Below are 17505 nucleotides of genomic sequence, written 5' to 3' on the forward strand. Positions count from 1 at the left end.
GATCAGACTGATTTATTCGTTAACAAAACCAGTCTTGCTAATTTTAACCAACCGATATTGATTTACACACTTTCTTTGTATAGAAAAATTAAATTTTTTCCGGTCGTTGTTTTTTTCTTTTTATTTCAATCTGGTTTTTCACAGACGAATAAATCCTATCCGCCATCAAACTTCCCAGACAGGATCATTATGGGTTTGAAAGGCGACCCTGCGCATTCCAGGGCGGTTAATTGGCGAACGGACATATCTGTTAAAAAAGCGGTTGCAGAAATTCACGAGGCCGATCCGTCACCGGATTTTAAGAAAAACACTAAACGTCTGGACGCAAAAAGCCAGTCGCTTGTACTTGACAAAAAAGAGGTTCAGTATCATGAGGTCAACTTTACAGCTTTAAAACCTTCAACCCAATACATGTATCGCGTCGGTGACGGAAAAAGATGGAGCGAATGGTTTCATTTTACAACCGCTTCGGATCAGCAGGTGCCTTTGTCGTTTCTTTATTTTGGAGATGCGCAAAGTAATGTCCGGTCCTTGTGGTCGCGTGCAATTCGCGGTGCCTATTCGGCTTTTCCAAAAGTCGATTTTATCCTTCATGCCGGCGACCTTATCAACAACGCAAACGAAGATTATCAATGGGGTGAGTGGTTTGAGGCAGGCGGGTGGCTGAACGGCATGATACCAAGTTTGTCGACGCCGGGAAATCATGAATATTTTCAGGGTAAGGATAAAAAAGCCCAGCTTTCGATGCACTGGCGGCCGCAGTTTGTTTTACCGGAAAACGGGCCAGAGGGGCTGTCTGAAACGACTTATTATATCGATTATCAGGGAACACGGTTTATTACCATGGACTCAGAAGCAGCATTTTCAGATTCGCTGGTCATGCAGCATCAAACTGCCTGGTTTGAAAAAGTCGCCCAGAATCATGGATTGCGTTGGACCATCGTCATTCATCACCATCCGATTTATTCGACAAAACTGAGCCGCGACAATCAGAAATGGCGAGAAAAAATGGAGCCGTTGTATAAGAAATATAAAGTTGATATGGTTTTGCAGGGCCATGATCATTCCTATGCGCGGGGAATTAATATGCCCTCAGGTGAGAGCCGAAAAAAACCGGATGGACCCGTTTACGTCGTGTCGGTAAGCGGACCAAAAATGTATGATATCGGTTTGCAAAGCTGGATGGACCGCGCTGCTTCCAACACGCAGCTCTATCAGCACATCAATATCACCGATTCATTACTTACCTTCAAAGCGTTCACGGTCAATGGCGATTTATATGATTCATTTGATTTGCAAAAAGATATCAACGGAGAAAATACATTAGCCGAATATTCAAATTCCCTGCAAATACAAGAAAGATTGAAACTCCCGGAGCGGCTGCAAAAGCGATTCAACAAAAAGGAAATGAAAGAATATAACCAGCGGTTTCTCGATTATAAGGCACGGAAAAACAAGCCTGAATAAAAGTTTCACGCAAAGGTCGCAGAGATAAAAAAGCAAAAATCGCAAAGGTTTTATTCTTTGCGACCTTTGCGCACAGCCTTTTCTGCTTTGCGTGAAAGGTTAGTTTGTTGATGAAATGTCTTAACTTCTTCAGTGGTGCTCGTAAAGAAGTGCTATCGCTAAAACTTCAAAATGCAATGAGAAGCGCTCAAAATTGAAAAGTGAACTGCCAATCCAAAGGCATCGGTAGCGGCAAAAAGTAAATGGGAAATGGAGCGGGTACAGATTGGAGACGGAGCATTAGCAGGATTGATTAAGCAAAGTCCATATTTTCAGCGGAATTTTATTTTTTGATGATTATCAAAATCGTCACCACCGGCTTCTTTAAAGTCAGTTTTTTGATAATTATCAAAAGATTTTTTTTCAAAGAGCCTCAAATTTGAGCGTTAAATTATTTCACACTCAAATTTTTTTTCTATGACTATCTACTTTAAAAGATTGGTAGGAATTTGCTTATTATTCTTAACACTATTGTCTTGTGAGAAAAACGAGCTACATACAGCGAACGAGAAAGTAAGAGATCTGGGATTGGGCCTATATGGACAAAATGTCAAATGGGCAAGATTATATTTATTGTTCCTGTTGAACATCATGAGCCTGAAAACAAGCTAACGCATACACCTATCTGTGGGTATTCGTCGATGGCACCAACAGGTTATCGGCAAAATATTAAGGCCCATGTAACTAAATAATACAATTATGGAATTTATAATCCCTATAACAATTTACCTGGTTGTCGTTGGCTATTTAATTGTAAGAATGCTAACTGGTTTATTCAATAGCAAAAATGATAATTTAAGGAGAAGCACGCTTGTAATTACTTCCCTCTTTCTTGGATATCAAATTTGGAACTTAATCCCATTCCTCCAAAATAGAAATGGGAAGTCTTTTACAGTGGGGTGGTTTGCCTTAGGCTATTCTTTTGTGATATTCTTTACCATTTTTGCCATTATTTGCTTGATATTACGGACAATTGATAAGAGATTATAAATTCATCATCTGGGAGATGACGGATCAATAAGTGCCAAGAAGCTCTCCAAAACAAACAGATTTGATTAAAAAACAAACCTATAAAAATCCTATCTGCTCCACAAGTTTATGACTTGATCCGTTTTTGACTTGATCAGAGAAGCACGTAAATCCAAAAATTTACCCACAAAAAAAAGACGCTCTAAATTTTCATTTAGAGCGTCTTAAATTTTTCACACTAGGCCGAAACGGCCAATCATGTGACCCATAGGGTTATACGCCAATAATTGCATATCAAGCTCCTATTCAGTCACTTGTATCAACCAAAACTCCTACCCCTGAAACAGCCCTGAAACATTATCAGTTATTTTTCAGCAATCTGAACCATGCTGCCCTAATTTTAAATTGTCAAGAATTGTACTGTTCTGTATAATTAATGCTGAAAAACTTACTAACCTCTAAACGTTTTTCATGAGGGCAAGAAAAAAGAATTAGATTATTTTCTCCATCTACATTCAACGAAATAGAAAGTAACAGCTCAGGCATTTTTGCTTTTACTTCTTTTGATCCGATTCCGGACATTCCCCCGACAACGGCCCCTAACGGACCAAGTAATAATCCACCAATTAAAGCCCGACCGACAACAGATTTTTCTTCTCTCTCAAATATTTGTTCCCTCTCTTCTAATTGAATACTTACAATATTCTTATTCAGAATACCGACTCTGAAAGTTTTAAAACCTATAATCATCTGAATTTCAAGACCAATAGGGTATTTAACTAGCAAAATCTTTGGAACTACTATTGGCTTTGGTAATTCGTCAAAACCTGAAACACCTGAAAAATACGTAAGGGATTGTAGAACGGGTTTTGATTTCCAAAAGCTAACGGCACCCATTTGCTCGTGAAGCTCTTCCTTTGACAGGATAGTTATATTCATAAAAAATTTAAGTGTGTTATAAAGATTAGGATACCTAAAACTCTAATGAAAAGTCATTTATCATAATACACCCTAAATGGGTTATTATCCAGGACGAACTTTAATTGCAATTGCATTCACTTCTATCAACATACACTTTGTTTCTATTGCTATTAATGTAATAGCACCCACCCTTTTTACCAGTAATTAATTGATTTCCGTTGTGTTGTCCGCATGGCCACTCTTCTGGTTCATGGGTCGAAAGAGAGGATATACCAACTGAATTAGAATAATAGCTACTTATTCTGCTGAATGGAGCCGAAGTTGATTTTGTAGTGCTAGTACCCTTAGTGGTGGTCGTGATCGTCAAATTGCCTATTACGTTTCGTTTTTCCACCACAATTGTCAGATCTTTTGTAAGCTTTTTATAAACTATTTTTTGAGGCGGCGACACAAGTGCCATCGTATCTGGTAAACCTGTGTCCGGATTTTGAAAATAAATATCGATTAGTGCGACATTACCAGAAACTTCAATTTCAAGATCATTGCTTGCTTGAACAGGATTATCGCTTGATTTGGAACATCCAAGAAATAACAAAAAAACGGCAAGAAATACAGCAGTAGAGTTTTTCTTCATTAAAAATAAATTGGGTGTTATAAAAAAAATAATTGTTACTAATATTCTAACCTACAACAGCTTAGAACTATGTCTACAAAAACCCTGACAGGGGTCATCAAATTTTCTCGTTACTTCTATCAAATATCACGTCTACTGCCGACAAAGTTGGGCGAAAACACGAACCAACTAATCATTTTTGAGCTGAGAAACTTGCTTCTCGGTTTTCTTAATCTCCTTCTCTTTCACTTTCAATAATTCATCTTGGATTTTAAGTAATTGTCTTTGAAGACGAATAATTTCTTCATTCTTGTCATCATTTTTTTGCAAGTCATTTACTTCAAAAAAATCGTTAGGTGTAACTGACGTAAACACCTCACAGAATTTCTGAATAAATTCAGTAGTCACCCCCTGCCTTTTTCCTATTATTTCTGAAATAGTTGACGCCTTGACGTCTAATAATGTGGCTAATTCACCCTTGCCATTAATTTTTTTTTCAGAAACTAATTTATTGTAAATTCTTATAAACGAATCATTTATGGCGTATTTATCTTTCATTCAAAAATTTAATTTCATTATTTCTGTATTATTTCAGATTTTCTGAATTACATTTGCATATACAATTTAAGGTATACGCAAATTACAAATTCATGAAGCATTTATCAAGACAAATTGAGGCAACGGCTCCAACCATAAAAGAGCGGTTACTTATCAGGTTTGGACGGGCGAAAGATAAGGTAGGTGTTAATTGGCGAGATGCACTGGCTAAATCGGATCCCTTTTTTAATACCAAAATCGGATCCGATTACATGCGGTCGGTTGGGCAGGCAACCTCTAACAATAAACGTGGTAATGTGGATCGTATTGAACGTGTTACCATCGCCCTTGAAAAATTAGCAGGTATTAAATCCAGACCCATAGTATGAGCCCGACAACGATTTCACTAAGTCTACCAAATGACCAACTGGAACTATTGGAAACAGTGAAGTTTCAGAACGACAAAATCATAGCATTGGTAAATAACACCGCCTATCTAACCGAACAAGAGGCTTGCAAAAGACTGCGAATATCATTAACAACGATACGGCTTTGGAGAAAAGAAGGCTGGCTACGATACTTTGCAGAAGGCGCAAACATCCGGTATAGAATTGATTATTTAGATGCCGATTTTGAATCCAGAGCCTTAGTAAAAGCACCTTTACAATCCCTTAACCAAAAGAAGAGCAAATGAAACACTCTGATACCCTTTCGTCTATTATCGGCCAGGCTATTTTTGGCGGCAAAGTCACTGAATTTTGCCTAAAATACCCTGCCTACGTTACTGCCGCTGTCTGCTTTGTTTTTACCATGTTGCTTGTGTGTTCCGTTCAACGCAGCAACCGGCGTCGATTATGATCATGGAAATAATCCTGTGGATCCTGCTGGTTGTGAAAATGCTGGCCACTGCGATCGTGCTAATCAAAGAACTTAGTAAATCTTATGTCGATGAAAACCATGAAACCAACGAAAACGTCCACCGTAGTAGCCGATTTTGAGCATGTTCCATTTGAGCTGGATCATATCATTTGTCCGAACTGTGGGAACGTTCAAAGTGCTAAGATCATACTGACACACCCTAAGAAAAAATACTTACACCGCTGCACAACGTGCGATTTTGTAATCAATAAAGAAAACTGGAATTCAATTCTATAACTACCCTAATACCTCCAATATGAACCTGATCACCATCATCCAGGCCTGGGAAAATAATGCCCTGCCGAAAGACATCCGTGTGCTGGAAGCATACAAAAAAGAGATTGACGCCTGCGAAAATATCACCTTCCAAACCTGGCGAACGACTACAAACCGGAAGCTGGCTTGTATGCTGATGAATGAGCAAATCCAGTACGCTGAAATTTCGCTGGACATTCAATTGGCGATTGCTTCTCTAAGCCATCGCCGCTTCATGGAGACCGTCATCAATAAACCATTTACCTCTAAATCAACCTACTAATGCAGCCAACTATTAAAGAAGTCGTATTAAATCGGAATGAATGGATACTGGCTTACACGATCATTTTGGTGAGCGAGGTGGTGGATCCTTACATAGACAAAACGGATCCGGTGCATACTTCATTGGCCGATAAGATGGAGTTTGCCAGGTACCACGTTTCGGAATCCGTAATTACTTCCCAAGCCTTCACAGAACAGGAACGTATATATATGAGACGTTATAAAATTACTTACTGCGCCAATCTTGTCGATAATATGAAAAGGTTACCCGATAGCTTGTTAAAGCCGTTTCAGGAACTCGAAATATTGTCCCTTTATGAAATGGCAAATAAGGTTCAATTCGCTTTTTCATCTATTTAAAAATATAACTCCCTGCTTTCTGATCTTGATTATTGGAGGGTAGTAATACGTTTCTCTGGCCGGTTTTACTGGTTCAGAGAGCAGGGAGAAAAATCTTACTTTTATGCAGTCCACTGAATACCCGTTTAGACTAGAAAGATCCCCTAAAAAGAAAGGCACTTGTCCGGAGTGCCAGACCAAAGGCGCTTTCCGCTTTTACGAAGATCTGGAAGGTAATCGCCTGGAAGAATTCGGCATTTGTGACCGGCAAAATAATTGTGGTGCGCACCTTACACCGAAAGGTGTAAAACATTCCGGAAAGGCACGAGAACCCCAACCACAGCCGGTTTTGATATTTCCGGACGCCGGACAGCTGGCAACACTGGAAAAGGTCAGAAAGACCTTGAATACGCCTTTGCACATTTTCTTAGCCACCAAACTAGGGATCACGGCAGAACATTTTGAAAAGTGGGGATTGGGCGGAAACCGGGATAAGACGGTTTTTATTTTCCGGAACCGTGAAGGCCGCATTGTTAACGCCAAAACCATGCTATACAAAGAGGATGGGCACCGTAATAAAGAATTCGTCGCCGTTAGCTTTAAGCAGCCTGACGATGAATTAAAACGATACTCGATGTGCCTTTATGGCGAACACCTGCTGGCACCACTGGAACCAGAAAATAATAGGCTGGTGATGTTGGTAGAGTCGGAAAAATCCGCGGTCATCGCTTCGTTTTTCTACCCGCAATTCGATTGGCTTTCGTGCGCAGCAAACACTGGTTTGACTGATGCGAAAATACCGGCGCTTTTTGGCCGGCAAGTGGTTTGGTTATGCGATGCTGACAAAGCTGGCCGCCCTGGCAAGTACAACAGCAGCGTGAGGAAATTACAAGCGTACCAGGTTAATTTTCATGTTGTTGATCTTTTCCCAGACCGGACTGATGGATATGATATTGCTGATTATATCATCGACAATAAAGATGACTTGATGGATCTTGCACTTGTTATGCCTTCGTACTTTGTCGATCCGGATCCGGCATTGTATCCAGTGGAAGAAAAGCCCGAAAAAGTAAAAAATACGCCCGAAGCCGCTACCGTTGAGAAGGAGATTTTAACTAGAAAAGTAGTTGAAAGTAAAGAGCTGACTAACAAGGAGAAAACAAAAAAGAAAAGAGTTATTACTGAGGAAGAATACAGTAATACGGTTTGGTACGTCAACCAGGGAATGCGGATTAAGTCTGGCAAAAACTTTGAGGAAGTGGCCCCAAACTTTCAGGTATACATCAAATACCGCACGGAAGACGAGCAGGAAAACGTCAGCTGGATTCTGGAAATCCGGAAAGCGATCGGGGATCCGGTTTACATTGAAGTATTACACGACGAATTTTGTAGCGCGCGAAAGCTTAAAAGCATGCTTGCAGCCAAACGGTTGGGTTTCAAAATAAAGGACGGCCACCTGGACGAACTTCACAGCTATCTTTTTACCAGGACAGAATTTAACACGGCCAATAAAGTTGTTCGTTACGGCTACCATCCAGAAAGCGCTGTCTACTTCTTTTCAAACAAGGCATTTAATGTAAAAACCGGTGAAATGCTTACACCGGATGACTTTGGAATCATCCAGGCTTCGAACCTTCATTTGTCAATTCCAAAGCAACCAAAGGCAAAACAGGCCAGATATGCATTGACAGATCAACAAGTCCCTTTCAGTAAATTTTGGAATTTATATGCGACTGCCCACGGCCGGGAAAATGCGTTTGTACCTGTTTGCTTTTACATATTCAGTTTGTTCAGAGACATCGGCATCAAATACAAAGCTTTCTCCCCTATCCTTTATTTGAAGGGTGGAGCTGGGACTGGTAAGTCATCTATGATTCGCGTTTTGACAGCCGCTTTTGGAAGAAAACAGGAAGGTGTCAACCTCAAAGGAAAAAATACCGATAGCAGTTTGGTAAAACTTATGAGTCAGGCAGCTAACACAATTATATGGTTTGACGAATTTCATAACGAGCTGCCAAATGAAGGGCTTTTACAGGCTGCTTACGACAACGACGGCTATCACAAGTCTGCTGCTGATTTTAACAGTATCGACACCGCCACCGTTGAAATCCATAGCGCCCTGGGCTTGACAAGTAACTATATTCCATCAAACCCGATATTCTTTTCCAGGTGTCTGTTTGTGCCCATTACCGAAGCCGACAAATCGGACGTACAAAAAGAAGCTTATGACGCGCTGAAAGAGTTGGAAGAAGCTGGACTCGGCTGCATGACTGTGGAGCTACTGAAATACCGGCAGCTGCTTACAGCAAACGATAATTACAATGTGTCTTACAACCGGCTTTATAATGGTTTTCGTACCCGGTTTAAAGGCCAGAAAGTACCCGAACGTCTGTTTTCCAACATGTCACAGGTTTTTGCAGCTCCATTGGTTTTCCAGAGTATGGCAAAAATCAACCTGTTCGATTATGAGACTATGGACGAAGCTGAAATCCTGAAAGAATACCTCGATTTAGGTGAAGACTTTATCATGAGACAATTCAGGATCCAGAACGATAGTAAAGCAGCAGCTGAATTCTTTGAAATCATTCAACAGCTGTTTGACAGCCACCAGATCCACGAAGAAGTACACTTTCGTTTCACCGGTGACAATATCATGATCAATTTCCGGAAATTATACAATTTGTTTGCCCAGAAATATAGGCAGATAAATTACAAATCTCCACCCGATCGGGATACTATTCAATCAGAGCTTGCTACACTTTCAGGAAAAAGCGACTGGGATGCCATATCAAAGAACATAAGATTTATCAACGATGGCACCTCAAATTCACAAGCAAAGTCCATACCACAAAGTGGGTCATGTGAGCTCAACTACAAACAGTTACAACATACCTACGGCATAGACTTCCTTAATAGAACAGGTGGAAATTTATGATTTTTTTAAAATAAAAACTCAGCATTTTGAAACTACAAGACTACAAAAGAAGATAAGTAATTGATAATCAAATATTAAAGTGTAGTAAAAGTGTAGTAAATGTGTAGTAAAAGTGTAGTAGTGTAGTATATGTAGTAAGTGTAGTACGGACCGTACTACAAAAAAGCAACACTAACAAGCTCACTATCAATTACTTGATCACATGTAGTAGTGTAGTAAAAATACACCCCCTTAAAACTCACAGTTTTTTTTCTCAAAACATCATGGAACAATCTCTGGAAAGTACAAAAGTCGAAGTCCAAAAAGTGGATGCAAACACATTCAATATCACCAAGGGGAGCCGGTGGATGGACAAGGATCGCAGGCTGTTTTCAATTATCAGCATTTACCATGGCCACGACTGGTCAAAACCCTTCTCCACCGGCTTTGACCGTACCGCGGTGGATTTGCTCAATGTCCACGCCGAAACCATTGAATACATCGAAATCGGGCGCTTTATGAAATACGTCATCGATCGTAAGCTGATGCCCTGGAAGGCCGAACGAGCAAATTTTTAATCATACACCTTAATAGATTCGAACATATGAAATCATTCAGCTGCAAATGCGCAGAAAGAGCCAAACCAGTTTTGGAGAGAAATTGGGTCATTGTCCAATACCGTTCCCGGTGCTCTGCTTTTGATGGATACAAGATAATGAACTCTGCATACTCAGCTCTGGAATGCCGATCGTGTAAGGCGGCTGGAAGATCGAAAGCTGAGTATGTCGACATCATTTATCGAAAGTCTCCCAATTAACAGATTTGAACCTATGCAATCTCCTTTTACGCCGAGTGAGTACGGAAATGTAACGCTTCACCTGAAAACCAAAACCGAGCGCAATCCTACAATTGCCAAATTGTGCATGGATGTAAATGAGAATATCTGGACCTGGAAGCGGCATCTAAAACATACCGGTGTAGATCAGTCCCCTGAACTTCGTAGGAAAATGACCATAGAAGAATATGAAAGGGAGCGCAAATACACCCGATTGCATTCCTATGGATACCGGTCGTGGTTTGCTCTGGTCAGGGACGAATGGGTGAATACGGAAAATGTTGAATGGTGTAACAAAATCATCCAGCTGGCAAAAATCAAATTGACACTAACCGAAATTTTAAGCAAGAATCATGAACAAAAAACGCTTGAAGGAATTGCAAAAAGCAATTCCTGAACTCGAATCCGTCATCGAAAAGATCCAGGGAATTTTAGACCAGGAACAGGAATCTTTTGACAACATGCCCGAATCATTCCAAACATCGGAAAGGGGCGAAACAGTTGAAAGCAACATCGGTGTGTTAGAGGACCAAATCAGCTCCCTGGAAGATGTCGTAAACTCAATTAATGATCATTTCGAATTAGCATAATCATGAGACAATATTTCAAAGTTTTAAAAGGATCAGACACCTTCGAGAATATCCAAAATCTCTTTGCTCGAATAAATAAAACCAATAAAGAAATTGCTGGTTTTGCTGAAAGCCTGGGAGCCATCGAAGGTGGGACAATGACAAGCGGTTTTCATGCAGCTGGTGGAGTTATCGGCTTCCTGATGGAATCGCAGCCAGAAAACTGGAAGAAAGCACCTACTAAATACCATCGTGGCTATTATTTCCCGAAAGCCGTTGCGAAAAATAAAGAACTGCACGAAAAAATTCACGATTTGCCTAAAATATCAAGGAGCGAATATAACACTGTCATCAATATGCCAGTAATGCATTTTTCACCTGGTCTTGCCTTGCATGACGATTACATCCTGATCCAGGTACCACTTAAATGGGTAGGCACTTACCAACCGTTTCCGGATATGATCGAAATAACTGTTTCAGAATACATGAAACTGGATGTCAAAATCGAAAATCCACAAACAGTATGAGCGAAGAAATCAAGCCAGGTCAGACCTGGCAGACTCGAAACGGGCTTTCTGTCACCATCGACGAAACAGGCCTCGATAATGGCGCATTCCCAGTGAGATCCGGTGACTGGTATTGGCAGGCAAACGGGAGGTATTGGGCAGATAACTACGATCACGGAAAAGATTTAATCACACTCATAAATTAATACAAATGGAAAATCTACATAAAGACAAAGTTTCGAACATCACAGACGCCATTACCTTTATCAAAACGTACAGAATTTTTGAAAAGTCCTCGCTGAAATTTGGTAAGGATACCATCAAAACAGTCATAAAAGACGATTACACGGCTAAGCACCTTTGTAATTCATGGGCTGGCCGCGAGAAGAGTTTCGGCAGTTTCTTTTTAAACCTGGATCACTCCACCCAGGGCGATTTTATCGAATTCTTTGGAATCAGCGTTCCGGGCCTCAAAGAGTACACAGCAAAGAAAGAAGAAAATCCGGTAGCTGCATTATGGCTGTCAGCACCGCCGACCGTCGAATGGCTTCATGAACTGCTAAAATATTTTTACAACCACAGCGTCGATTCCTTCGAAAACCTGCTTCTACCGGATACCAACTACCAAGGCGATAGGTACGGAAACTCAACCAACTGGGGTATTTACATTCTTTCCCTTCAAATGGAGAATAAATACAGGGTGCTTAGCCAGCTGCATGACATACTGATCAAGTCGGAAGAAAAAAACTAAAACCAATCTGTGGAACAGTAAAATATCACTGTTCCACAGATACCGTACAGCTGGGCACTTTTTCTGAAAATATACGAACACATGAATCATTTCGAACCTTTTCTACTCAATGATGCACCCGCCATTTGGGGCGTCCCAGAACTGAAACCGGAAGACTGCTATGGATTAAAGCCTGGTACTTTGATCTGCAAATTAGGAGCACCAGGAAGAAACGGGATAGAAACGTCCGACAACAGGGTTATGCGATTTGATCCGCCAGTAACTTACCGAGGCATGATAAATGCAAATGCCATTAAACCAGGGGAATATGATGAAACGGACATTTTTGCAGCTTTTGAAGTTCCGGAACAAGTGACACCAAAACGGCTTTTCTCTCCATTAGGTTGTCTGTACATGCTTTTCCTGGTCATGGATCACGGGTATTTATGGCAGCAGAGAATCAAGCTTCGAAATACTATGACCTACCAGGCAGTTTTTCAAACAGTTAATCCACTTCAAAAATGAGCTCAATTATTTCAAAACTCGCAGACGAAATAAAGCTGCATGGATCCTACGAGGCGTATTGCGCTTTCCGGGACAAGGATCAGGTTGAAAGAGAAGATCCGGACGACGTCGCGGAGCGCCCTACTCCTGAGCAGTGCAAACCATTATCTTAGACCTAGAAACAAAAACCCTCCTAGCGCCAACTGGGAGGGTAAAGTATCGAATCCTGATTAAGTGTCCGACAGAGGTAAAAGGTATCTCAAATATACGCTTAATCATTATAACTTCTATGAAGCTGGATATCCCTGTTGAACAACATGTTTATCAATTTTTCACAAGCCCTGAAATGTTTGGTGGCGAACTTCCAATAAAAGCGCGCAAGGATACTTTGCTGGGTATGCTGCTGATCATGATCGCAAAGAAAGGGCCATTCGATATGGACGATTTCTATGCGTCGCGGTTTGTGCCTGACATGCCTCCATCGGATAAGCTTAAAAATTTGTCAGTCGATACCTCTTTCCCGATGCGAAAGGAATTTATTGAAGAAAGCAATCTGCTTTACATCGGCGCATTGCTGGGCAATATGTTTGAAATGTTCATCATTTTTTATTCGATGGGATACACCGCCAGGGCGGGATCCGAACGCGGAGCAATTGCTAGGGTATACGAACAATTTATGATCGATGATGACCCGATTAAACAGGAAGCGCTACGGGCAATTTGCAAAAGGTACAGACATAAGGTTCGGGAAAATTACAAGCGTGTGACGGTTAAAAAATCGTCCCATTCTGCACAAAAATCGTCCCAATACGCTTAAAAGTTGTACCCAAATATTAAAAAGTTGTCCCACTAATAAAGACTTTAAAAATGACCATCACCGAACAGAAAATCGGGGGGCATTCCCGTTCAAATGCACCCGGTGTACTGAACTTATATGTCATCGACCGAAAAGAAGTTTTGTCTGTCCTGGATCCGGTTCGTCACCGGATTCCTGGCGGCTCAGTATCGGTAGTGCCTGCCGGTGGCCTGGTGCTCAACCGGGGCGCGCTGATCACTAAAATGAAATTTCCACCGCTGCAATGTTCATATATACAAACAATGGAGCGCACAGACGGCGGCCTGGTCAGCAAGGTTGTTATTGAATTCCAGATCCCGGCCAGCCGCAAAGATGTTATTGACTTTTATAACGAAAACTTTCAAAAGCAGTTTGTCTGCCTGGTGGAAGATGCAAACCGCCAGGCCTATATCGTGGGCAATGAAGAACGTGGTTTAAGGATGCAGATCGGGCAAAGTGTTAACACCATCAATACCAATACGGTCAGCTTTGCAGGCAGTTTTGCAGTTCCCGCCTTCCTTTTAGAAACTTCGCCGGCCGGTCTCGTCCTTGCCGATCACTTCCGGGATACTGATTTTAGTATTGATTTTTCACTTGACTTTAATGCCTGATGGCCTATTTCAGCAGTATTCAAAATTTTATCGACACTATCACAGCTAAGTTTAATAAGCCTAAACGAAGCCTTTTAAATGACGGGATCTGTAAGCAGGATGTCATTGACGTGCTCACCGATGCTGTTAAGTATGCGGACGACGTAAAACAGGCAGGCGAATTATTAAATGCCAATTTCATTCAACGAAGCTTAAACCTTTCGGCTACTGTTTACGTCGACGGAGTGAACGGGAGCGATACTAAAACAGGCTCAGTGCCCGACGACACACCTGGTATCGGTGCCGTAAAAACGCTGGCAAGAGTAGCAGAGCTTTATTCCGGAAAAACCCAGAATCTTGAAATTATTATCAGCGGTAATACGCAAGTAAGCAGCAACATAGATTTTAAGGTTCCGTTTGTAACGATTATGGTAAATCAAAACGTTACGCTCACATTTAAAAAAGCAACGGGCATTCCTGATGCTAACAACGTAGTAGTTGGCGAAGGCACTTGGAAAATCTACATGCACGGCTACGACCTAAATATCTATAACAGAGGCATTATTCAAGTAGAAGCACATAACGGAAGTACTGGTATGGGTGACCAATACTTTTACCGTATGAGGCAGGGAGCAGTTGTATTTATAAGGCAGAACATGGCAGATGCAGACAGATTTTCTACGCTCAATGTAGTCGGGCCCGGTACTCTTAACGTGGGTAACAACGCCACTTTCGCCATGGGCGGCTCATCCGGCACCAATTCCGATTCTTTCAACCGTCTGGCTCGCTATCGTAGATCCGGCGTTCTTGGTGGAACGCTCGTTTTAGGCAGCAACGCTACTGAATCCTACTTTACGGGCGATCAAACCCTTATTCGTTCATATACCCCTGCAAGTTCAACAGATATCAAAGTTGGTGAATTGGAATTAGTGACGGACTCAACTTATCTCTACAGAAAGCAAGGTGGAATCATCAAAAAAATTGCTTGGACAACTTTTTAAACATGGAAAATATTCAACGCGTTGAAATCTCTCCTTTCCCGGGTTATCCGGATGTGGCCAGAAAAATTGCCATTGTAGGCAAAAACGAAGATTATAAAAGTGGTTCTGTTACACTTATCTGCCAGATTGAGCACTATGATAAGGAAGGCAAACGCCTGTATGGCTTTGCAGCTATCGAACGAGATCCGTTTTTATTGGTGGCCGACGACAGCAGTATGGTAAACCCGGCCACGGGCGCCCTCGTGTTCAAAGACGAAACCGGGCATTATCCAACCGGATCCGTTGGTCAATATACTTGGTTAAAAGCGGCTGTTGAATCCGGTGTTAACCCCTTCGATATCTCACGCGGTGCAGTCCTGGAAGCGTCAGCCCTGGGTAGATTTAATTAGCCATGACAGAATTTCCAGACATCCGATTTAAAAAGCGAACCGGTATGGACGCCAAAAACGATTGGTTTGAAGTGACCGAAGATTGCAAATGCCGCGGCGGTGTTGTAATCCCCAAGGGATACAATACTGATTTTGCGTCAGTTCCCCGTTTGCTTTGGTCGATTTTTCCACCTCACGGATTTATGGCCAATGCCGCTGTCTTACATGATTATATGTATGATAACAAGGTTGGGCAAAATATTTGGGGTGAATGGCAAGCGCGAAAGATAGCCGACGAGCTTTTTCTGGTCAACTGTATTGAAGATAACGTACCCGTTTGGCAATCGACATTAATGTATTACATCATTCGCCTTTTTGGCCGAAACTGGTGGATTAAGTAATTTTGTTAAAAATAGTGTGTGTATAATATAAACACCCTGGCGGATCTTCTGCCAGGGTGTTTTTTTGTCCTACTTCATTTAAGAAAACCCTCAGAAGTTAGCATCGAAATATTGTAACTACTGCTGATGCTGCATCAACTTCTTACCGAAAAATGGGCACTTGAACCCCGCTTCCATGAACGCATGGCCATGTTGGCTTTGTCGGATAAACTCGATTTTAAGTCTTTCAAAATAAACCGGAAGCAACCGTATTTCGAATCGACATCCGGCAACGAATCCTACTACGATTATTTGCCCAAAATGTCCACCAAAAAGGGCATGGTTGCGATTATTCCGCTCATGGGCACGATGACACGTAACGGGGATCTATGCAGCTGGGGGACCGAAGACGTAGGGGCCTGGCTCCTGGAAGCGTATGCCGATACTTCGGTGATCGGGGTAGTGATGGAAATCAATTCCGGCGGCGGATCCGTGGACGGGACTGAGCTACTGGCGGAAATTATCAGACAACGTAATAAGCCAGTTGTAGCCTATGTTTTGGGCGTTTGTGCCAGTGCAGCCTACTGGGTAGCAAGCCAATGCGACGAAATCGTCATGGAAAGTGCTGCCAGTTCAGAAGTAGGATCTATCGGTGTGCTTGCTATGCACGTCGATTCTTCCAAAGCGTATGAAAAAGAAGGATTTAAGGTCACGATTATTCGGGCTGACGGCTCTGAAGGAAAGGCCTTGTTTAATTCTGTTGAACCGCTGACCGAAGAAATCCAGGCGACTGTAAAGGCTGAAATGATGCCGATCAGAGACGAATTTATCCGCCAGGTGAAAGCAGGACGCCCAATGATCACGGACGAAAACATTTTCAAAGGTGGAATGTATCCTGGAAAAGTGGCCGTCAAAAACGGTATGGCTGATTCTATCGGCTTCCTGGGCGATGCAGTAACAAGAGTGATTAAGCTTGATATCCAATTAAACGCGGCGGCGTAACGCACCATAATTATGAACATGAACAGAAAATCATTGGGACAGCTTAAAGCTGTTTTTAATGCCTTTATCGGTGCTGATGACAAGAAAATCACCACTGACGTTACGCCCGACAAAACGGATGATTCTGACGATTCAGGAGACGACGCGGACGATGATAAATCCGACGATTCTGAGAAAAAACAGGAAAAGAAAGTTGAAACCGATACAGGAAAAGACCCGCAAGGATCTGCCACTGTTGTGCAGGGGAACGTTGTTAATCTCAGCACTGAAGACTACGATATGCTGATGACAATGGCAAATTCTGCTGTTTCAATTAAAGAAGAAAACAAGGCTTTAAAGGCAAAGGCTGACCGTTGGGACGCTTACCAGGCGGCACTGGGTGGTGGAAAACCTTCATCCGATAGTGCAGGTGCCAAAGCAGACAATACCAAAGCGGATGACTCGGTTACGGACGAAAACGCAGACCTACGCAAGAAATACGGTAAACTGATGGAGGGAATCTAACCATCCTGGATCGATTTAATTATTATTTTTTATACTATCTATTAGCTATGGCAGGAGTTGTTGACGTATCGGCACTGGCCGAAAATTTAACCAGAGACAAGAAAGATTACGAAAAAATCTTTGGTCTTAAAATGGCTTCCGGGTTTGCCGCAAAACCCGATTTTGTTACCATGGGAATCACCCAGGATATGGACCTGGTTCGTGATGAATTGAGCAACATTACCCAGCCGGGTCGTACGGGAACACTGGATTACACGACATCAGTGCTGCAACAAAAGTATAGACGTGCGACGCTGAAACCAGCAAAAGGAGACATCAAATTCACCGAAGTGGATCTGTATAATCTTCGCACTTCTTATCTGGGGCGCCGTGAACCGGGTGATCCGAAGGACATTCATTCTTTGGCCGGCCGTACCTATATTATGGG

Annotated in this window: 27 protein-coding genes; 24 read left to right on the plus strand and 3 right to left on the minus strand. The window is 41.9% G+C overall.

Features of this window, described 5'->3' with window-relative positions:
• The first annotated feature begins 75 nt into the window (after positions 1-75).
• A complete protein-coding gene (locus AC1XUO_RS13650; RefSeq protein WP_483330367.1) occupies positions 76-1467 on the plus strand; it encodes a purple acid phosphatase family protein in 1392 nt (463 codons plus the stop codon).
• Between the two features lie 456 nt (positions 1468-1923).
• The gene (locus AC1XUO_RS13655; RefSeq protein WP_483330368.1) at positions 1924-2118 is read left to right on the plus strand and encodes a hypothetical protein; all 195 of its coding nucleotides are present in this window, start codon (positions 1924-1926) and stop codon (positions 2116-2118) included.
• Between the two features lie 765 nt (positions 2119-2883).
• On the opposite strand, the gene AC1XUO_RS13660 is transcribed toward AC1XUO_RS13655, so the two are convergent.
• The 3 genes from AC1XUO_RS13660 to AC1XUO_RS13670 form a co-directional block, all read right to left on the minus strand.
• Positions 2884-3414 (minus strand): hypothetical protein, encoded by a 531-nt coding sequence (locus AC1XUO_RS13660; RefSeq protein ID WP_483330369.1) that lies wholly within the window; start codon positions 3412-3414, stop codon positions 2884-2886.
• 100 nt (positions 3415-3514) lie between these two features.
• Positions 3515-4030, minus strand: coding sequence for a hypothetical protein (locus AC1XUO_RS13665; protein WP_483330370.1), 516 nt, complete (start codon positions 4028-4030; stop codon positions 3515-3517).
• Between the two features lie 168 nt (positions 4031-4198).
• Complete coding sequence (locus AC1XUO_RS13670; RefSeq protein WP_483330371.1) at positions 4199-4567, minus strand: hypothetical protein; 369 nt, start codon at positions 4565-4567, stop codon at positions 4199-4201.
• A gap of 92 nt (positions 4568-4659) precedes the next feature.
• On the opposite strand from AC1XUO_RS13670, the gene AC1XUO_RS13675 reads away from it, so the two are divergent.
• The 22 genes from AC1XUO_RS13675 to AC1XUO_RS13780 all read left to right on the plus strand — a co-directional run.
• Entirely contained in the window at positions 4660-4935 is a 276-nt protein-coding gene (locus AC1XUO_RS13675) for a hypothetical protein (protein WP_483330372.1), read from the plus strand.
• Entirely contained in the window at positions 4932-5240 is a 309-nt protein-coding gene (locus AC1XUO_RS13680) for a helix-turn-helix domain-containing protein (protein WP_483330373.1), read from the plus strand. The genes AC1XUO_RS13675 and AC1XUO_RS13680 overlap by 4 nt, the downstream gene beginning before the upstream one ends.
• Before the next feature lie 166 nt (positions 5241-5406).
• Positions 5407-5544, plus strand: a complete 138-nt coding sequence (locus AC1XUO_RS13685) for a hypothetical protein (RefSeq protein ID WP_483330374.1) — start codon at positions 5407-5409, stop codon at positions 5542-5544.
• Positions 5545-5720: 176 nt separating this feature from the next.
• Positions 5721-6002, plus strand: coding sequence for a hypothetical protein (locus tag AC1XUO_RS13690; protein ID WP_483330375.1), 282 nt, complete (start codon positions 5721-5723; stop codon positions 6000-6002).
• The gene (locus AC1XUO_RS13695; protein WP_483330376.1) at positions 6002-6361 is read left to right on the plus strand and encodes a hypothetical protein; all 360 of its coding nucleotides are present in this window, start codon (positions 6002-6004) and stop codon (positions 6359-6361) included. The genes AC1XUO_RS13690 and AC1XUO_RS13695 overlap by 1 nt, the downstream gene beginning before the upstream one ends.
• Positions 6362-6464: 103 nt before the next feature.
• On the plus strand, positions 6465-9275 hold the full coding sequence (locus AC1XUO_RS13700) for a DUF6371 domain-containing protein (RefSeq protein ID WP_483330377.1): 2811 nt from the start codon (positions 6465-6467) through the stop codon (positions 9273-9275).
• Between the two features lie 263 nt (positions 9276-9538).
• Positions 9539-9832, plus strand: a complete 294-nt coding sequence (locus AC1XUO_RS13705) for a hypothetical protein (RefSeq protein WP_483330378.1) — start codon at positions 9539-9541, stop codon at positions 9830-9832.
• Between the two features lie 252 nt (positions 9833-10084).
• Complete coding sequence (locus AC1XUO_RS13710; RefSeq protein ID WP_483330379.1) at positions 10085-10486, plus strand: hypothetical protein; 402 nt, start codon at positions 10085-10087, stop codon at positions 10484-10486.
• Entirely contained in the window at positions 10443-10679 is a 237-nt protein-coding gene (locus AC1XUO_RS13715) for a hypothetical protein (protein ID WP_483330380.1), read from the plus strand. The genes AC1XUO_RS13710 and AC1XUO_RS13715 overlap by 44 nt, the downstream gene beginning before the upstream one ends.
• 2 nt (positions 10680-10681) lie before the next feature.
• Positions 10682-11185: a hypothetical protein gene (locus AC1XUO_RS13720; protein ID WP_483330381.1), complete on the plus strand. Its 504-nt coding sequence runs from the start codon at positions 10682-10684 to the stop codon at positions 11183-11185.
• Positions 11182-11370, plus strand: coding sequence for a hypothetical protein (locus AC1XUO_RS13725; RefSeq protein ID WP_483330382.1), 189 nt, complete (start codon positions 11182-11184; stop codon positions 11368-11370). Before AC1XUO_RS13720 ends, AC1XUO_RS13725 begins: the two co-directional genes overlap by 4 nt.
• 5 nt (positions 11371-11375) lie before the next feature.
• Positions 11376-11915, plus strand: coding sequence for a hypothetical protein (locus AC1XUO_RS13730; protein WP_483330383.1), 540 nt, complete (start codon positions 11376-11378; stop codon positions 11913-11915).
• Between the two features lie 81 nt (positions 11916-11996).
• Complete coding sequence (locus AC1XUO_RS13735; protein ID WP_483330384.1) at positions 11997-12419, plus strand: hypothetical protein; 423 nt, start codon at positions 11997-11999, stop codon at positions 12417-12419.
• Complete coding sequence (locus AC1XUO_RS13740) at positions 12416-12571, plus strand: hypothetical protein (RefSeq protein WP_483330385.1); 156 nt, start codon at positions 12416-12418, stop codon at positions 12569-12571. Before AC1XUO_RS13735 ends, AC1XUO_RS13740 begins: the two co-directional genes overlap by 4 nt.
• Before the next feature lie 116 nt (positions 12572-12687).
• A complete protein-coding gene (locus tag AC1XUO_RS13745; protein WP_483330386.1) occupies positions 12688-13215 on the plus strand; it encodes a hypothetical protein in 528 nt (175 codons plus the stop codon).
• Positions 13216-13265: 50 nt separating this feature from the next.
• Positions 13266-13844 carry a hypothetical protein gene (locus tag AC1XUO_RS13750; RefSeq protein WP_483330387.1) on the plus strand — a complete coding sequence of 193 codons (579 nt, stop codon included), beginning with the start codon at positions 13266-13268 and terminating at the stop codon, positions 13842-13844.
• Positions 13844-14824 carry a hypothetical protein gene (locus AC1XUO_RS13755; protein WP_483330388.1) on the plus strand — a complete coding sequence of 327 codons (981 nt, stop codon included), beginning with the start codon at positions 13844-13846 and terminating at the stop codon, positions 14822-14824. Before AC1XUO_RS13750 ends, AC1XUO_RS13755 begins: the two co-directional genes overlap by 1 nt.
• Before the next feature lie 2 nt (positions 14825-14826).
• A complete protein-coding gene (locus AC1XUO_RS13760; protein WP_483330389.1) occupies positions 14827-15213 on the plus strand; it encodes a hypothetical protein in 387 nt (128 codons plus the stop codon).
• Between the two features lie 2 nt (positions 15214-15215).
• Positions 15216-15593, plus strand: coding sequence for a DUF1353 domain-containing protein (locus AC1XUO_RS13765; protein ID WP_483330390.1), 378 nt, complete (start codon positions 15216-15218; stop codon positions 15591-15593).
• Positions 15594-15719: 126 nt separating this feature from the next.
• Positions 15720-16574 (plus strand): S49 family peptidase, encoded by an 855-nt coding sequence (locus tag AC1XUO_RS13770; protein WP_483330391.1) that lies wholly within the window; start codon positions 15720-15722, stop codon positions 16572-16574.
• Between the two features lie 12 nt (positions 16575-16586).
• Entirely contained in the window at positions 16587-17078 is a 492-nt protein-coding gene (locus AC1XUO_RS13775; RefSeq protein ID WP_483330392.1) for a hypothetical protein, read from the plus strand.
• Positions 17079-17125: 47 nt separating this feature from the next.
• On the plus strand, positions 17126-17505 hold a 380-nt coding region (locus tag AC1XUO_RS13780; RefSeq protein ID WP_483330393.1), incomplete at its 3' end, for a hypothetical protein.

It is taken from the genome of Dyadobacter sp. HNCC25DJ186 (genome assembly GCF_056895235.1).

Bases quoted from the DNA above. Each gene is read 5' to 3' on its own strand.
- AC1XUO_RS13655 (WP_483330368.1), top strand. From the start codon at position 1,924: ATGACTATCTACTTTAAAAGATTGGTAGGAATTTGCTTATTATTCTTA.
- AC1XUO_RS13660 (WP_483330369.1), bottom strand. From the start codon at position 3,414: ATGAATATAACTATCCTGTCAAAGGAAGAGCTTCACGAGCAAATGGGT.
- AC1XUO_RS13665 (WP_483330370.1), bottom strand. From the start codon at position 4,030: ATGAAGAAAAACTCTACTGCTGTATTTCTTGCCGTTTTTTTGTTATTT.
- AC1XUO_RS13670 (WP_483330371.1), bottom strand. From the start codon at position 4,567: ATGAAAGATAAATACGCCATAAATGATTCGTTTATAAGAATTTACAAT.
- AC1XUO_RS13675 (WP_483330372.1), top strand. From the start codon at position 4,660: ATGAAGCATTTATCAAGACAAATTGAGGCAACGGCTCCAACCATAAAA.
- AC1XUO_RS13680 (WP_483330373.1), top strand. From the start codon at position 4,932: ATGAGCCCGACAACGATTTCACTAAGTCTACCAAATGACCAACTGGAA.
- AC1XUO_RS13685 (WP_483330374.1), top strand. From the start codon at position 5,407: ATGGAAATAATCCTGTGGATCCTGCTGGTTGTGAAAATGCTGGCCACT.
- AC1XUO_RS13690 (WP_483330375.1), top strand. From the start codon at position 5,721: ATGAACCTGATCACCATCATCCAGGCCTGGGAAAATAATGCCCTGCCG.
- AC1XUO_RS13695 (WP_483330376.1), top strand. From the start codon at position 6,002: ATGCAGCCAACTATTAAAGAAGTCGTATTAAATCGGAATGAATGGATA.
- AC1XUO_RS13700 (WP_483330377.1), top strand. From the start codon at position 6,465: ATGCAGTCCACTGAATACCCGTTTAGACTAGAAAGATCCCCTAAAAAG.
- AC1XUO_RS13705 (WP_483330378.1), top strand. From the start codon at position 9,539: ATGGAACAATCTCTGGAAAGTACAAAAGTCGAAGTCCAAAAAGTGGAT.
- AC1XUO_RS13710 (WP_483330379.1), top strand. From the start codon at position 10,085: ATGCAATCTCCTTTTACGCCGAGTGAGTACGGAAATGTAACGCTTCAC.
- AC1XUO_RS13715 (WP_483330380.1), top strand. From the start codon at position 10,443: ATGAACAAAAAACGCTTGAAGGAATTGCAAAAAGCAATTCCTGAACTC.
- AC1XUO_RS13720 (WP_483330381.1), top strand. From the start codon at position 10,682: ATGAGACAATATTTCAAAGTTTTAAAAGGATCAGACACCTTCGAGAAT.
- AC1XUO_RS13725 (WP_483330382.1), top strand. From the start codon at position 11,182: ATGAGCGAAGAAATCAAGCCAGGTCAGACCTGGCAGACTCGAAACGGG.
- AC1XUO_RS13730 (WP_483330383.1), top strand. From the start codon at position 11,376: ATGGAAAATCTACATAAAGACAAAGTTTCGAACATCACAGACGCCATT.
- AC1XUO_RS13735 (WP_483330384.1), top strand. From the start codon at position 11,997: ATGAATCATTTCGAACCTTTTCTACTCAATGATGCACCCGCCATTTGG.
- AC1XUO_RS13740 (WP_483330385.1), top strand. From the start codon at position 12,416: ATGAGCTCAATTATTTCAAAACTCGCAGACGAAATAAAGCTGCATGGA.
- AC1XUO_RS13745 (WP_483330386.1), top strand. From the start codon at position 12,688: ATGAAGCTGGATATCCCTGTTGAACAACATGTTTATCAATTTTTCACA.
- AC1XUO_RS13750 (WP_483330387.1), top strand. From the start codon at position 13,266: ATGACCATCACCGAACAGAAAATCGGGGGGCATTCCCGTTCAAATGCA.
- AC1XUO_RS13755 (WP_483330388.1), top strand. From the start codon at position 13,844: ATGGCCTATTTCAGCAGTATTCAAAATTTTATCGACACTATCACAGCT.
- AC1XUO_RS13760 (WP_483330389.1), top strand. From the start codon at position 14,827: ATGGAAAATATTCAACGCGTTGAAATCTCTCCTTTCCCGGGTTATCCG.
- AC1XUO_RS13765 (WP_483330390.1), top strand. From the start codon at position 15,216: ATGACAGAATTTCCAGACATCCGATTTAAAAAGCGAACCGGTATGGAC.
- AC1XUO_RS13770 (WP_483330391.1), top strand. From the start codon at position 15,720: ATGCTGCATCAACTTCTTACCGAAAAATGGGCACTTGAACCCCGCTTC.
- AC1XUO_RS13775 (WP_483330392.1), top strand. From the start codon at position 16,587: ATGAACATGAACAGAAAATCATTGGGACAGCTTAAAGCTGTTTTTAAT.